Below are 14,314 nucleotides of genomic sequence, written 5' to 3' on the forward strand. Positions count from 1 at the left end.
CAAGCTCGCTCCTACAGGGGCGGCGATCTTTCGCTTTAAGAGCTGACCTTCTTGCGCGGCACAATTTTCTTCAGCAGCAGCTTGGCCTTCCCGCGTAACCGCGCCAAGCCCGAATCCTTCCCCGGCGGGGTCAAACCCTGCTGCCTCACCCAGTCTTTCCAGCGGATTCGTTCATCGCGCACCAGCCAGCCTTCCTGTCGGGCAAAACTCTCGGCCAGGTAAAGGCCGCGCGTGCTGGCCGGGTGCAACTGATCCTTTTTCAGGGTGTAGAGCTCAGCCATCGGGTGGCCGTCCTGCAAGGGCATCAAGTACAGGTCGGGGCGCTTGCGATCGAGACGGGCGACGAGTTGATCGCCTTCCAGCCTTTCATCGACATGGAACAGGCTCAGGGATTTGGCTTCCTTGGGAACGTCCAGGCGCAGGTCATAAATCAACTGCAGCGACGCCGTCGGCAAATGCACATAAGCCCGCGGACGCTCCATCAACGTCAGGTTGGCGCAACGCACCGGCCGCGCCGAACCGGACAGTGGCGACAAGCGAAACGGCAGGGCTTCGCGGTAATGCAGGGCGGCCGAGTAGGGCGCCGGCAGCCAGGTGTCATTGAACCGGCCACCGAGCCAGCCTTCCGGGGTTTCCAGCAGGCATTCCTCGGCAATCTCCTGGATCGCCGTGTGCAGGGGGAGGTTCAGTTCGTGGGCCGGCACGTAACCGGAGATCAGCTTGAGCACCACGTCGCCACGGTCCTGCCGACGCTGACGCACCAGCACCCAGTAGTCGCGATTCTGCCAATGCAGGGTCAGGCGCACCGAGACCCCGAGATTGGCCAGTTCCAGGGCAAATCGTTCGCTGTCGCCGACCGTGACCGGCCGACGACGTTGCAGGGTCTGGGAGAAATTCAGCGGCCTGCCGACGCTCTGGTAGCTCAGGCCTTCAGGAGTCGCTTCGACGAATAACGGCAGGGTCTTGAAGTTGCTCGGGTTCTTTCTGATGAGCGTGCGCGACATGTCGGCTCCTGCTTAAGGCCGCGTGAGCGGCGTCAGTGGCTACGTAGGACCTGGGCAACGGTCGCGACATTGTGGGCGAGGTGCAGCGGGTTGATGGTCCCGACAATAGCACTGGCAACGCCCGGATGTTCAAACAGCAACTCGAAACTGGCGCGCACCGGGTCCACGCCCGGACTCAGGCATACGTGACCGCTGGCGAGGGCTTTCTTGACCAGAATGGCTTTGCCGTGTGCAGCAGCATAGTCAATGACGGCCTTCTCGTTTTGTTCGTTCAGATTGTAGGTGACCATCGCGCAGTCGCCTTGCTCCAGCGCCTTCAATCCGCCTTCGACGGTCTTGCCGGAAAACCCGAAGCCGCCAATCTTGCCTTCGGCCTTGAGTTCGGCGAGGGTTTCGTAGACTTCGCAGTCATTGAGGATCGCCAGATCGTTGCCATCGGAGTGCACCAGCACCAGATCGATGAAGTCCGTTTCCAGGCGTTGCAGGCTGCGCTCTACCGACATTCGCGTGTGTGCCGCGCTGAAATCATGACGGGACTGGCCGTCGGCAAACTCTTCACCCACCTTGCTGACAATCACCCAATCCTGACGCTGGCCGCGCAGCAATGGGCCCAGGCGTTCTTCGCTGCGGCCATAGGCCGGGGCAGTGTCGATCAGGTTGATGCCCAGGTCGCGGGCGAGCTTGAGCAGCATGCGCGCTTCATCGTCATCGGGAATCCGGAAGCCGCTGGGGTATTTCACGCCTTGGTCGCGGCCCAGTTTCACCGTGCCCAGGCCCAGGGGTGAAACCAGCAGGCCGCTGCTGCCCAGCGGGCGATGCAAGTCATGCAGGGTCGGTTGGCTCATGGCAACAGTTGCTCCCAGGCCGGTACGCCCATCGGTGGCTTCGGCAGTACAGGCAGCGCTGCCGGGTGGCCTGGCTGGATACCGTCGCGGGTCAGGCTGGCGATCACGCGGTCAGCGAAGTCCGGCGCCAGGGCGAGTTTGGTTGGCCAGCCCACCAGCAGCCGGCCTTCTTCTGCGAGAAACGCATTGTCGGGGCGGGTCAGGCCCGATTGCAGGGGTTCGGCGCGATCAACGCGCAGGGTGGCCCACTGCACCGTGCTCAAGTCGATCCACGGCAGCAACTGGCCGAGTTCTTTCTGTGCGGTGGCGATTTGCTCCGCAGGCTCACGGAGCACGCCTTCGCTTTCGGCGATGTCGCCACCCATGTACCAGACCCATTGACCGTCGGCGGCCGGGTGGGTGGTGACGGTAATGCGCGGTTTGGTGCCGCCGCCCAGGCAGTGGGCGTACAGCGGTTTGAGGCTCGGCCCCTTGGCGATGATCATGTGCAGCGGTCGACGCTGCATCGCCGGCTCGCTGAGGCCCAATGCTTCGAGCAGTTGCGCCGTGCCTGCACCGGCGCTCAAGACGATGCGCTGGGCGCGGATCTCGCGCTCATCGACGATCAGGCCGACCAGCTTGCCACCCTCCAGCAGCGGTTCGATCTTCTGCCCGGCGAGCAAGCCGTCACCGGCGAGGTCGGCGAGGCGCTGGACCAGGCTCGGCACATCGATCACCAGTTCCGCCAGGCGATAGACCTTGCCCTTGAAGCGCTTGTCCTGCAGCGCGGGCGGCAACTGGTCGCCCTTGACCTGATCGACGCGACCGCGCACGGCCTTGCTGGCGAAGAAACTGGTCAGGTTGCCGGCGAGGGTGCCGGGGGACCACAGGTAATGGGCTTCGGAGAGCAGGCGCACACCCGACAGGTCCAGCTCGCCGTCACCGGCCAGGGCTTCGCGCCAGCGGCGCGGCATATCGGCGATGGCCTCCGAAGCGCCGGTCAGGGCGCCGTGCAATGCGTACTTGGCACCACCGTGGATAATGCCCTGGGACTTCACGGTCTGCCCGCCGCCGAGGCTGGCGCTTTCCACCAGCACGGTCGAAAAACCCTGGCGGCGCAGGCGCGCATTCAGCCAGAGGCCGGCGACACCAGCGCCGACAATCAGAACGTCGGTGGAAATAACGGATGGCATGCAGCGACCTCTGTGTTCAAGACGAGGGCGCAGTATACAGACTCGAAGATTGGAGGGGCTGACGCCAGTACTCTCGAGCCAACGAGTAACCCTGTGGGAGCGAGCTTGCTCGCGATAGCGGTGGGTCAGTCAACATTGATGTTGAATTCCATGCCGTCATCGCGAGCAAGCTCGCTCCCACAGGGGGTCGCGTTTCGAGTTCTAATGCCCTGCAGTCTTGGAGAAGAGCTGGATGACCACAACCCCCAGCACAATCAACGCCATCCCCAGCATCGCCGGCACATCCAGCTTCTGCCCGTAGATAAACAGCGCCGCGACGCTGACCATCACGATCCCCATGCCGGCCCATACGGCATACGCCACACCCACGGGAACGCTGCGCACCACCAGGGTCAGCATCCAGAAGGCAATGCCGTAGCCGAGGATGACCAGCACCAGTGGCAGCGGGGTGCTGAGGCCTTTGACGGCTTTCATCGAAACAGTGGCAATCACTTCGGCGCAGATGGCAATGGCCAGGTAGTAGTAAGCGGTCATGGGTCAATCCTCGTATGAAGTGTTGCTCTCTGAGGTCGGCATTCTAGTGATTTGCCAGATGCGGTAAAGTCATTACCTATCTGTTAAAGAGATGGGTTGAGCCATGAGCATGCAGTGGAATCTGGAGCAACTGCGGTTGTTTGTCAGCGTAGCGGAGCAGCGTTCGTTTTCGGCCGTGGCGCGGGATCAGCGCAAGGCGCAGTCGGCTGTCAGCAGTGCGATAGCGTTGCTGGAGGATGACCTGGGCGTCAGCCTGTTCGACCGCAGCAGCGGCCGTCAGCCGAAGCTCACTGAAGCCGGTACCGCTTTGCTGGACGAAGCGCGGGAAGTGTTGCGTCAGTGTGAACGACTCAATGGCCGGGCATTGGCGATGATGCGCGGCCAGGAGGCACGACTGCGCGTGGCGCAGGATGAGGCAATGCCTTATCAGCCGATCATCGAAAGCTTCGAGGCCCTGGCGGAAAAATTCCCCAGCCTTGAAGTGCAACTGACCAGTGCCGCCCAGGGCGATGTCGCGCGCAAGCTGGTGGAGCGGCGCGCCGATCTGGGGTTGCTGTTCTTTCACGATCAGATTCCCGAGGCGCTTGAGCGTCGCGTGCTGGGCAGCGTGGAAATGGTCACGGTGTGCGGCAAGGATCATCCGTTGGCGGGCAAAGGCACGGTGGACGGCCAGCAATTGGCGCAGCATCGGCAGTTGCTGATGTCCACGGAGTCGAGCATTTATCCGGGCAGTGATCCCGCCAGCCCGCAAGTCTGGCGCGCCGACAGCTTCTATGTGATGGCCGAATGGCTGGTGCGCGGCCTCGGCTGGGCGTGGTTGCCGCGCCACGTGGTGCAATACCCGACTTATCAGAACCAGATGGTCGAACTGGTCAGCGAATGGACCCCGCCGGCCCTGGTGGTGGAGCTGGTATGGCGCCGGGACGAGCCCCTCGGTCCGGCCGCACGCTGGCTCGCCGAACGTTTTGCCGTGCACTTGCAGACGATTGGTGAAAAAAGCCGATAAACTCCGCCGCCATGAATAGAACTCTCTATACCGCGCTGTTTTATCTGGGGCTGCCACTGGTAGCGATTCGGCTTTGGCTGCGCGCGCGCAAGGCGCCAGCGTATGCCAAGCGCATCGGCGAGCGCTTCTCCTATGGGATGCCGGCGATGAAGCCGGGCGGCATCTGGGTGCATGCCGTGTCGGTGGGCGAAAGCATTGCTGCCGCGCCGATGATCCGCGCCTTGCTGGCGCGTTACCCGACTCTGCCGATCACCGTGACCTGCATGACGCCGACCGGTTCGGAACGCATCCTGGCCCTGTTTGCCAATGAGCCGCGCATCCAGCACTGCTATCTGCCTTACGATTTGCCGTGCGCCGCCCGGCGCTTCCTCGATCGGGTCCGGCCAAAACTGGCGGTGATCATGGAAACCGAGCTGTGGCCTAACCATATCCATCAATGTGCCAAACGCGGGATTCCCGTAGCGCTGGCCAATGCACGACTGTCCGAGCGTTCGGCCAGGGGCTATGGCCGCTTCCGTAAATTGACCCAACCGATGCTGGCCGAGATGAGCCTGTTCGCGGTGCAGACCGAGGCCGAAGCCCAACGCTTGCGTGATCTGGGTGCGCGGCCGGAAACCATCGAGGTCACCGGTTCGATCAAGTTCGACCTGACCATCGACCCGCAACTGCTCGAGCGCGCCAGTCAGTTGCGCGGGCAATGGCAGGCGCTGGAGCGACCGGTGTGGATCGCGGCCAGTACCCATGACGGCGAAGACGAGGTCGTGCTGGCGGCTCATCGTCAATTGCTGGCCAGTCACCCCGATGCGTTGCTGATTCTGGTACCGCGTCATCCGGAACGCTTCAATTCGGTGTACGGGCTGTGCCAGCAACAAGGGTTTGCCACCGTCCGGCGCTCCAGTGGCGACGCGGTCAGTGCCGATACTTCAGTGTTGCTGGGCGACACCATGGGCGAGTTGCTGTTTCTCTACGCCCTGGCTGACAGTGCTTTCGTCGGCGGCAGCCTGGTGCCGAACGGCGGGCATAACCTGCTGGAGCCGGCGGCCCTGGCCAAACCGGTGCTGAGCGGGCCGCATCTTTTCAACTTCCTCGAAATTGCTGCGCAGTTGCGCAGTGCCGGGGCTTTGCAGGAGGTGGACGATGCCGAAGGGTTGGCGATTGCGGTGCAGCGGCTGTTCGAACTGCCCCGTGATGCACAGCGCATGGCAGTGGCCGGGTTGAAGGTGATGCGCGCCAACCAGGGGGCGTTGCAGCGCTTGCTGGACGGATTGGGGCGGTTGATCGAGCGGTAGACCGCGCTGCCTTCATTCGCGAGCAAGTCGAATCGTCGCACCGCCGCTCCCACATTGGATCTTCTGTGAGCACAGGTTTTGTGTACGACAATAGTTCAATGTGGGAGCGGGCTTGCTCGCGAAGCTTTTGCTTTTACTGCTCCGGCCGCGCTTTCAACTGCTCTGCTGCCGCCTTGGCCAGATCCGGTGGCAGGAAATCCTTGTCCGGGTTGTAGTTGGGATTGAGCCAGCGTGCGAGGTTTTGCAGGTCCCCCGGATTCAACGTGCCGGCCTGTTGCTTCAAGCGCAGGTTGTCGAGGATGTAGTCGTAGCGGGTGTTGTTGTAGTCGCGCACCGAGTTGTAGAGCGAGCGCTGCGCATCCAGCACGTCGACGATGTTTCGCGTACCCACCTGATAGCCGATTTCAGTCGCTTCCACCGCACTCTGGTTGGAGATGATCGATTGCTTGCGCGCCTGTACCTGCTCGACATCGGTGTTCACCGCGCGGTGCAGGTCGCGGGTGTTTTCCACGATGCTGCGGCGCAGGGCTTCGCGTTGCTGCTCGGTCTGGTCCAGTTGTGCATACGACTGACGCACCTGGGAGTTGATCAGGCCTCCGCTGTAGATCGGGATGTTCAGTTGCAGGCCGACGGTGGTTTGATCGACGTCGCCGCCGTACGCCTGGGGAAGGTTGTTCGGGTTGCTGAAGCCCAGTGCATCGTTGTCGCCTTTCTCGTACTTGGCGATCGCATCAACCGTTGGCAAGTGCCCGGACTTGCGTTGCTTGAGGGTTTGCTCGGCGGCGCTGACGGCATAGTTGCTGGCCAGCAGATTGAGGTTCTGCCTGCCCGCGGTTTCGACCCAGGCCTTGGCGTCGTTCGGTACCGGCGGCAGGATTGGCAGGTTATGGCTGATGCCCCAGATCGAGTTGTACTGACGGTTGGTCAGGGTGATCAATGCTTCAAAGGCGTCGTCCACCTGGCGCTGCGCAACGATGCGGTTGGCGCGCGCGGTATCGTAGCTGGCCTGTGAGTTCAATACGTCGGTCTTGTCCGAGAGGCCGACATCGAAACGCTCGTTGGATTGATCGAGCTGGCGCTTGAACGCCGCTTCTTCGGCCTTGGTCGAGGCCAGGTTGTCCTGGGTGCGCAGCACGTTGAAATAGCTGTCGGCGGTTTGCAGGATCAGGTTCTGCTCGGTCGCCGAGAGTTGCAGGGCGGCCTGTTCATTGACTTCCTTGGCGGCCTGGAACTGGAACCAGCGGTCAGCCCGGAACAGCGGCTGCGCCAAAGTGGCCTGGTAGGAATGAGCATCGCGGTTGGACGTGCCCGAAGGTTGATCGAGCGACGTACGCACCTCGGAAACATTCGCACCGCCCGAGAGGTTCGGCAGCAGCCCGGCGCGGGCCTGGGGCACGACTTCCTTCTGCGCGCCGTATTGGGCGATGGCCGCCGCCAGATCGGCGTTGTTGTTGACGGCTTCCTGATAAACGCTGACGAGGTCGTTCTTGTTCGATAAGGGCGCATCTGCTGCCCAGGCCAATCCGTTGGACGCACAAGACACGGCAAGGGCCAGTGAGAGTTTGCGCAGCATAGACGATCCCTAGAATTGATATTACAAAGGTAATTTGAGCGCCAAGGCTAAGGCCCTGCTTCGACAGCGTCAATGCGCGGCTCAGCGTAGCGAGTGTAGTTGCGCATTGGGGGGGCAACAATCCTGATACTGCGTGTTATTACGCCATTCATCATGCTATTTGCCGGGGGGTTGGCGTTCTTTGCCAGTTGTGTCTAGACTGGCCGGGTTCTTGTCGGGGTGCCTTGCTATGAGGCTGAGATCGAATAATTTCGGATCCCGTTGAACCTGATCAGGTTAGCGCCTGCGTAGGGAACAAGATTTCTCGTCACCCGGCGAGTCCTCTTGTGCTTCGTCCGGGAAATTGTTCGACAATCGAACGCTCCCTGTGTGACGACGCACAGCACCAGTCCTGGTGCGTCCGTGCCTTTCAGGTTCTGCTCCGACAATCCACTGCCTGGATGCTGTCTGGAGAGCCCGTGATGACCATAAAAGCAAAAAACGCGATCAACCTCAGTGAATCGGCCAAGGTCGATGAGCAGTCGGTTCAACCTTTTACCCGTTCGCAAAAAGTCTACGTCCAGGGCTCTCGTCCGGACATCCGCGTGCCGATGCGCGAAATCACCCTGGACGTGACGCCGACTGACTTCGGTGGCGAAATCAACGCCCCGGTGACTGTCTACGATACCTCGGGTCCCTACACCGATCCCAACGTGGTGATTGACGTGCGTAAAGGCCTGGGCGACGTGCGTTCGGCGTGGATCGACGACCGTGGTGACACTGAACGCCTGAGTGGCCTGAGCTCGAACTTCGGTCAGGAGCGCCTTGCCGATCCAGAGCTGACCAAACTGCGCTTTGCCCACGTGAACAACCCGCGCCGCGCCAAGGCCGGGGCCAACGTCAGCCAGATGCACTACGCGCGCAAAGGCATCATCACCGCCGAGATGGAATACGTCGCCATCCGCGAAAACATGAAGCTGCAAGAGGCCCGCGCCGCCGGCCTGTTGAAGCAACAGCACGCCGGCCACAGCTTCGGCGCGAGCATCCCGAAAGAAATCACCCCTGAATTCGTCCGCGAAGAAATCGCCCGCGGCCGCGCGATCATCCCGGCCAACATCAACCACACCGAACTGGAACCGATGATCATCGGCCGTAACTTCCTGGTGAAGATCAACGGCAACATCGGCAACAGCGCCCTGGGTTCGTCCATCGAAGAAGAAGTGGCGAAACTGACCTGGGGCATTCGCTGGGGTTCGGACACGGTCATGGACCTGTCCACCGGCAAGCACATTCACGAAACCCGTGAGTGGATCATCCGCAACTCGCCGGTGCCGATCGGTACAGTGCCGATCTACCAGGCGCTGGAGAAGGTCAACGGTGTGGCCGAAGACCTGACCTGGGAGCTGTTCCGCGACACGCTGATCGAACAGGCCGAGCAGGGCGTCGACTACTTCACCATCCACGCCGGCGTGTTGCTGCGCTACGTACCGATGACCGCCAAGCGTGTGACCGGCATCGTGTCCCGTGGCGGTTCGATCATGGCCAAATGGTGCCTGGCGCACCACAAAGAGAACTTCCTCTACACCCATTTCGACGAAATCTGCGAAATCATGAAGGCCTACGACGTCAGCTTCTCGCTGGGCGACGGCCTGCGTCCGGGCTCGATTGCCGACGCCAACGACGAAGCGCAGTTCGGCGAGCTGGAAACCCTCGGCGAGCTGACCAAGATTGCCTGGAAACACGACGTGCAGTGCATGATCGAAGGTCCGGGGCACGTGCCGATGCAGTTGATCAAGGAGAACATGGACAAGCAGCTGGAGTGCTGCGACGAGGCGCCGTTCTACACCCTCGGCCCGCTGACCACCGACATCGCGCCGGGCTACGACCACATCACCTCGGGCATCGGTGCGGCAATGATCGGCTGGTTCGGTTGCGCCATGCTCTGCTACGTGACGCCGAAGGAGCACTTGGGGCTGCCGAACAAGGATGACGTGAAGACCGGGATCATCACCTACAAGATCGCCGCGCACGCCGCCGATCTGGCGAAGGGGCACCCGGGCGCACAGATCCGCGACAATGCCTTGAGCAAGGCGCGTTTCGAGTTCCGCTGGGAAGACCAGTTCAACCTGGGCCTCGATCCGGACACCGCGCGCTCGTATCACGACGAAACCCTGCCGAAGGATTCGGCCAAGGTCGCGCACTTCTGCTCGATGTGCGGGCCGAAGTTCTGCTCGATGAAAATCACCCAGGAAGTCCGCGAGTATGCGGCCAACCAACGGATCGAAGCGGTCGACGTGGACGTCGCCCAGGGCATGGCCGAACAGGCCGAGCGCTTCAAGCAGGAAGGCAGTCAGCTGTACAAGAAAGTTTGATCTGACCTGAGGTCGGCGGTGCTTGCACTGCCGCCATCGCGAGCAAGCTCGCTCCCACAGGGGATTTGTGAACGGCACAGGTCCAATGTGGGAGCGAGCTTGCTCGCGATGGCGATCTTAACAACAACAAATGTCCCTCTGAGATAACACCTTTGAGCATTCAACCCAGCACTTACTCCCCCGACATCGCGGTGCCAACCGACAAACGTGTGTTCGGCGGTCGCGATCTGTTTTCCCTGTGGTTCTCCCTCGGCATCGGCCTGATGGTGTTGCAGACCGGCGCATTGCTCGCACCGGGCCTGGGCCTGTCCGGTTCGTTGCTGGCGATTTTCCTCGGCACCCTGGTCGGCGTTCTGCTGCTGGCGGCGGTCGGGGTGATTGGCAGTGACACCGGCTTGTCGTCGATGGCCGCGCTCAAGCTCAGCCTCGGTGCCAAGGGGGCGAGCCTGCCGGCGGTGCTGAACCTGCTGCAACTGATCGGTTGGGGTTCGTTCGAAATCATTGTCATGCGCGATGCCGCCAGCCTGTTGGGCGCGAAGGCCTTCAGCGAAGGCAGCCTGCTGTCCAATCCGCTGCTCTGGACCCTGTTCTTCGGCGCCCTGGCGACCCTGTTGGCGGTCAGTGGCCCGCTGACTTTCGTCCGGCAGATCCTGCGCAAGTGGGGTATCTGGCTGCTGCTGGCCGCGTGCATCTGGCTGACCTGGAACCTGTTCGCCAAGGCTGACCTGGCTGCATTGTGGGCCCAGGCCGGTGACGGTTCGATGCCGTTTGCCGTGGGTTTCGACATCGCCATTGCCATGCCGCTGTCCTGGCTGCCGCTGATCGCCGACTACTCGCGGTTCGGCAAGCGGGCGAAAAACGTCTTCGGTGGCACGGCCATCGGATTCTTTATCGGTAACTTCTGGCTGATGAGCCTGGGTGTGGCCTACACCTTGGCATTCGCGCCGAGCGGTGAAGTCAATGCGTTGCTGCTGGCGCTGGCCGGTGCCGGCCTGGGGATTCCGCTGCTGCTGATTCTTCTGGATGAATCGGAAAACGCCTTTGCCGATATTCACTCGGCAGCGGTGTCCAGCGGGATTCTGTTGCGTGCCAAAGTCGAGCATCTCGCCTTGGCCATCGGCGTTATCTGTACGCTGATTGCCCTGCTGGCACCATTGGCCCAGTACCAGAACTTCCTGCTGCTGATCGGTTCGGTGTTTGCGCCGTTGTTCGGCGTGGTGCTGGTGGACCACTTCATCCTGCGCAAGCGCAGTGGCCAGGTGGCTTCAGCCGCTTTGCGCTGGCCGGCGCTGCTGGCCTGGCTGGGTGGGATCAGCACTTACCATCTGCTCGCCAACCTGTATCCGGACGTGGGGGCGACCCTGCCGGCGCTGGTCCTGGCAGGGTTGCTGCAGCTGGTGCTGGGCCGGGCCTTCAGTTACGGCCGGGAAACAGCTCGGGCTTGATGATGCCGTTCAGGCGAGGGTAGGGGATCTTCAGTTCGACATGGCCCAGCGCGTAAGGCGCAATGGTGCTGGTTTCGTACTTGAGGATCACCCCGCCGTAGGTCAGCGCCACGTTCTGGGTTTTCTGGAACGGCCAGCTCTTCACGAACTCCGGTTCCTGATCGAGCTTGGTGCTGATCAGCCAGCTGTTGTGCGCCACTTGCGCGGCTTTCCAGAACGCGTCTTCCTGTCCCGGCACCAACATGTCAGACAACGTCAGCACTTTATGCTGCTGGCGCGAGTAGTTGATGAAACCCCGCCCAGGTGTGCCATGGGCGCCGCCGGTGTCCAGGTAGCTGGACAATTCGATGATCACCAAGCCGTCATGCTGCTCACGTACCTTTGCCTGCAGATAGCTGCTGTTGCGCGGGCCGGCGGTGCGCAAAAACTCTTCGCGATAGGCTGCCAGGGTCGGGGCGACCGGCGCGTCGGGCGAGGTGCGGGTCATTTGCAGCAGGCGTTTTTCGATGATGCCGTCCAGGGCAGGCTCGTCCGGAAAGTGCAGGGTGTCGATGTTGACCAGCGGGCACTCCGGGTTGCTGCAACCGGGCTTGAGTTGCTCGGAAGCGTCGCGGGTGGTTTCCAGCGGCGTCCGGTAGGTGGGCTGGAACAGGCTCGCGCAAGCGCCCAGGGTCAAGGCGATGGCGGCCACGGAGGCGATTTTGAAAAGCGACATGGGCGTCCTTTCTGAAACAGGGGAAGGCAAAAAGTTACCGGCTTCGACTCTCAACAAAGCAATCAGTTCGCCACTAAGCTAATTAGAGAGGGTTTCGCCTTCACCGTCCATCCCGCTGACGGGAAAGGGGCTGCATCAAACATCGCGGGCGCGTTAGGATGGCGCGAAGTCGAGGCCCAGGAAGATAGGAGCCTCGTTCAGGATTCGCAGTCACGAGGATTGTCATGACGGATTTTGCCAACGCCATTCCGACCGCCGTTGATATCGTGCGGCGCGAAAAATGCTACGAGGGTTTCTACAAGCTCGAACGCGTGCACTTGCGCCACGAATTGTTCGCCGGTGGCATGAGCCGTGAGATCAATCGTGAAGTGTTCGTTCGCCATGATGCGGTCTGCATGTTGCCTTACGATCCGCAGCGCGATGAAGTGGTGCTGATCGAGCAGTTTCGCGTCGGCGCCATGGGCAAGGCCGACAACCCGTGGCTGATCGAACTGGTCGCTGGTCTGATCGACAAGGATGAAGTGCCGGAAGCAGTTGCTCACCGCGAAGCGCAGGAGGAAGCTGGGCTGGAAATCGGGGCGCTCTGGCCGATGCTCAAATATTTTCCATCGCCGGGCGGCAGTAACGAATTCGTGCATTTGTACCTGGGGCGTTGTGACACTACCGGGGTTGGCGGCCTGCATGGGCTGGAGGAAGAGGCAGAAGACATCCGCGTCACGGTCTGGGCTTTCGAAGATGCCCTGCAAGCCGTGCGCGACGGGCGTATTGCCAACGCGGCGAGCATCATTGCCTTGCAATGGCTGGCTTTGAACCGCGTTGAAGTGAGGGGGTTATGGTCGTAAACAAGCTGCGCGATCGCTATCGGGTAGACCTGGTGGGGCTGCAAGCGTCCTGCGAGGCGAACTACGCGCGCCTGATGCGACTGCTGCCGGACATGCGCAGCGAGCCTGCCGCGCGGCGCATCGCCGTGACCCATGGCGACCAGATGCTCGGCGTGCTGGCCCTGGAGGTATTGCTGACCTGTCCTTACACCACGACTCTGCAAGTGCGCCAGGAACACAGCCTGCCATGGCTGCCGGTGCCGCAACTGGAAGTGCAGGTCTATCACGACGCGCGCATGGCCGAAGTGGTCAGCGCCGAACATGCACGACGCTTTCGCGGCATCTATCCTTACCCGAACGCCTCGATGCACCAGCCGGACGAAAAAGCCCAGCTGAACATGTTTCTGGGCGAATGGCTGAGCCATTGCCTGGCGCTGGGGCATGAGTACGAAGTCGTACGTTAACCGTGAAGCGCAGTTGTGAACTGCGTCAGGTTCACGGATTTCCCCTTTCGATCGTCCCCCAGCATAATTGCGGCACTTACCCATCCCCGTGATCACGCCCTGGGAGAACGCCTTGCCGAGCGTATCCACATTGACCACCGCCGATCCGGCGTTGCTGGTGCAACTCTCCGACAGCCATCTGTTTGCCGAAGCGGACGCTGCGTTGCTGGGCATGAACACCCGTGACAGCCTGCAAAAGGTCATCGAACTGGTGCGCGCGCAACAGCCGCAGATCGATTTGATCCTGGCCACCGGTGATCTGTCCCAGGACGGGACGCTGGCGTCCTATCGGCAATTTCGCGAGATGACGCGCCAGCTCGATGCGCCGGCACGCTGGATTCCCGGCAATCACGATGAGCCGCAGATCATGGCCGAGGCGGCGGTGCAGAGCGCTTTGCTCGAACCTGTGGTGGATATCGGCAACTGGCGGGTCACGATGCTCGATTCGGCGGTGCCGGGCTCGGTGCCGGGATATTTGCAGGATGAACAGCTGCAGTTGCTCGCCCGCTCGCTGAGCGAAGCGCCGGAACGCCATCATCTGGTGTGCTTCCACCATCACCCGGTGTCCATTGGTTGTGCCTGGATGGAACCGATTGGCCTGCGCAATCCTGAGGCGTTGTTCGCCGTGCTGGACCGTTTCGAACAGGTTCGCGCGGTGTTGTGGGGGCATGTGCACCAGGAAATCGATCAGAGGCGCAATGGCGTGCGATTGATTGCCTCGCCCTCGACCTGCATCCAGTTCGAGCCGGGCAGCGAGGATTTCAAGGTCGGGGAACAGGCGCCGGGGTATCGCTGGTTGCGACTGCTGCCCGATGGGGGGCTGGAAACCGGTGTGGAGCGGGTCACCGGGTTCGATTTCACCGTAGATTACGGTTCCAACGGCTACTGATTTTTCATTTTTCTGGAAAACCGGGGCGCGCCCTTCGCGAGCAAGCCCGCTCCCACATTGGATCTGCGTCATTCACAAATCCCCTGTGGGAGCGAGCTTGCTCGCGATGACGTCTTCAAAGATACCTCGAATTTCGCGGATATCCCCGATTCCCCAGAGTCCCTGTA

Annotated in this window: 13 protein-coding genes and 1 riboswitch; of the genes, 7 read left to right on the plus strand and 6 right to left on the minus strand. The window is 61.6% G+C overall.

The genetic code is table 11. From position 1 onward, the window contains the following. Positions 1-35: 35 nt before the first annotated feature. From PMI26_RS07650 to PMI26_RS07635, 4 genes are all read right to left on the minus strand, one after another. The gene (locus tag PMI26_RS07650) at positions 36-1,004 is read right to left on the minus strand and encodes a hypothetical protein (RefSeq protein ID WP_007977441.1); all 969 of its coding nucleotides are present in this window, start codon (positions 1,002-1,004) and stop codon (positions 36-38) included. Positions 1,005-1,036: 32 nt separating this feature from the next. After that, positions 1,037-1,849 (minus strand): aldo/keto reductase, encoded by an 813-nt coding sequence (locus PMI26_RS07645; RefSeq protein WP_007977442.1) that lies wholly within the window; start codon positions 1,847-1,849, stop codon positions 1,037-1,039. Beyond that, positions 1,846-3,021 (minus strand): NAD(P)/FAD-dependent oxidoreductase, encoded by a 1,176-nt coding sequence (locus PMI26_RS07640; RefSeq protein ID WP_007977443.1) that lies wholly within the window; start codon positions 3,019-3,021, stop codon positions 1,846-1,848. Before PMI26_RS07640 ends, PMI26_RS07645 begins: the two co-directional genes overlap by 4 nt. 201 nt (positions 3,022-3,222) lie before the next feature. Then, the gene (locus tag PMI26_RS07635; RefSeq protein WP_007977444.1) at positions 3,223-3,555 is read right to left on the minus strand and encodes a DMT family transporter; all 333 of its coding nucleotides are present in this window, start codon (positions 3,553-3,555) and stop codon (positions 3,223-3,225) included. 103 nt (positions 3,556-3,658) lie between these two features. Here PMI26_RS07635 and PMI26_RS07630 point away from each other — a divergent pair, with 103 nt between their 5' ends. Both PMI26_RS07630 and waaA read left to right on the plus strand, forming a co-directional pair. Further along, positions 3,659-4,561, plus strand: a complete 903-nt coding sequence (locus PMI26_RS07630) for a LysR family transcriptional regulator (protein WP_015093203.1) — start codon at positions 3,659-3,661, stop codon at positions 4,559-4,561. A gap of 11 nt (positions 4,562-4,572) precedes the next feature. After that, entirely contained in the window at positions 4,573-5,850 is a 1,278-nt protein-coding gene (gene waaA, locus PMI26_RS07625) for a lipid IV(A) 3-deoxy-D-manno-octulosonic acid transferase (RefSeq protein WP_007977449.1), read from the plus strand. Positions 5,851-5,983: 133 nt separating this feature from the next. Here the strand turns inward: waaA and PMI26_RS07620 are convergent, their stop codons facing one another. Then, the gene (locus PMI26_RS07620) at positions 5,984-7,423 is read right to left on the minus strand and encodes a TolC family outer membrane protein (protein WP_007977451.1); all 1,440 of its coding nucleotides are present in this window, start codon (positions 7,421-7,423) and stop codon (positions 5,984-5,986) included. Between the two features lie 205 nt (positions 7,424-7,628). Then, positions 7,629-7,734, plus strand: a riboswitch (TPP riboswitch). A 150-nt stretch (positions 7,735-7,884) separates the two neighbouring features. Between PMI26_RS07620 and thiC the strand changes: the two genes are divergently transcribed. Together thiC and cytX are read left to right on the plus strand one after the other, a co-directional pair. After that, positions 7,885-9,774 (plus strand): phosphomethylpyrimidine synthase ThiC, encoded by a 1,890-nt coding sequence (thiC, locus tag PMI26_RS07615; RefSeq protein WP_007977453.1) that lies wholly within the window; start codon positions 7,885-7,887, stop codon positions 9,772-9,774. Between the two features lie 152 nt (positions 9,775-9,926). After that, positions 9,927-11,219 carry a putative hydroxymethylpyrimidine transporter CytX gene (gene cytX / locus PMI26_RS07610; protein ID WP_007977456.1) on the plus strand — a complete coding sequence of 431 codons (1,293 nt, stop codon included), beginning with the start codon at positions 9,927-9,929 and terminating at the stop codon, positions 11,217-11,219. Here the strand turns inward: cytX and PMI26_RS07605 are convergent. Then, positions 11,188-11,934, minus strand: coding sequence for an RsiV family protein (locus PMI26_RS07605; RefSeq protein WP_007977458.1), 747 nt, complete (start codon positions 11,932-11,934; stop codon positions 11,188-11,190). The two genes, cytX and PMI26_RS07605, sit on opposite strands and share 32 nt — an antisense overlap. Before the next feature lie 224 nt (positions 11,935-12,158). On the opposite strand from PMI26_RS07605, the gene PMI26_RS07600 reads away from it, so the two are divergent. From PMI26_RS07600 to cpdA, 3 genes are all read left to right on the plus strand, one after another. Continuing rightward, entirely contained in the window at positions 12,159-12,776 is a 618-nt protein-coding gene (locus tag PMI26_RS07600) for an NUDIX domain-containing protein (protein ID WP_007977460.1), read from the plus strand. Next, positions 12,767-13,219, plus strand: coding sequence for a DUF1249 domain-containing protein (locus PMI26_RS07595; RefSeq protein WP_007977461.1), 453 nt, complete (start codon positions 12,767-12,769; stop codon positions 13,217-13,219). Before PMI26_RS07600 ends, PMI26_RS07595 begins: the two co-directional genes overlap by 10 nt. A 112-nt stretch (positions 13,220-13,331) precedes the next feature. Then, the gene (gene cpdA / locus PMI26_RS07590) at positions 13,332-14,147 is read left to right on the plus strand and encodes a 3',5'-cyclic-AMP phosphodiesterase (RefSeq protein WP_007977462.1); all 816 of its coding nucleotides are present in this window, start codon (positions 13,332-13,334) and stop codon (positions 14,145-14,147) included. The last annotated feature ends 167 nt before the right edge of the window (positions 14,148-14,314 follow it).

The organism is Pseudomonas sp. GM33, from assembly GCF_000282295.1.
Taxonomy (GTDB): domain Bacteria; phylum Pseudomonadota; class Gammaproteobacteria; order Pseudomonadales; family Pseudomonadaceae; genus Aquipseudomonas; species Aquipseudomonas laurylsulfatiphila.

What these genes read in the sequence shown, in the direction of transcription:
- PMI26_RS07645 (WP_007977442.1), bottom strand. Translation starts at nt 1,849, where the DNA reads ATGAGCCAACCGACCCTGCATGACTTGCATCGCCCGCTGGGCAGCAGC.
- PMI26_RS07600 (WP_007977460.1), top strand. Translation starts at nt 12,159, where the DNA reads ATGACGGATTTTGCCAACGCCATTCCGACCGCCGTTGATATCGTGCGG.
- PMI26_RS07620 (WP_007977451.1), bottom strand. Translation starts at nt 7,423, where the DNA reads ATGCTGCGCAAACTCTCACTGGCCCTTGCCGTGTCTTGTGCGTCCAAC.
- PMI26_RS07650 (WP_007977441.1), bottom strand. Translation starts at nt 1,004, where the DNA reads ATGTCGCGCACGCTCATCAGAAAGAACCCGAGCAACTTCAAGACCCTG.
- PMI26_RS07630 (WP_015093203.1), top strand. Translation starts at nt 3,659, where the DNA reads ATGAGCATGCAGTGGAATCTGGAGCAACTGCGGTTGTTTGTCAGCGTA.
- PMI26_RS07640 (WP_007977443.1), bottom strand. Translation starts at nt 3,021, where the DNA reads ATGCCATCCGTTATTTCCACCGACGTTCTGATTGTCGGCGCTGGTGTC.
- waaA (WP_007977449.1), top strand. Translation starts at nt 4,573, where the DNA reads ATGAATAGAACTCTCTATACCGCGCTGTTTTATCTGGGGCTGCCACTG.
- PMI26_RS07605 (WP_007977458.1), bottom strand. Translation starts at nt 11,934, where the DNA reads ATGTCGCTTTTCAAAATCGCCTCCGTGGCCGCCATCGCCTTGACCCTG.
- PMI26_RS07635 (WP_007977444.1), bottom strand. Translation starts at nt 3,555, where the DNA reads ATGACCGCTTACTACTACCTGGCCATTGCCATCTGCGCCGAAGTGATT.
- thiC (WP_007977453.1), top strand. Translation starts at nt 7,885, where the DNA reads ATGACCATAAAAGCAAAAAACGCGATCAACCTCAGTGAATCGGCCAAG.
- PMI26_RS07595 (WP_007977461.1), top strand. Translation starts at nt 12,767, where the DNA reads ATGGTCGTAAACAAGCTGCGCGATCGCTATCGGGTAGACCTGGTGGGG.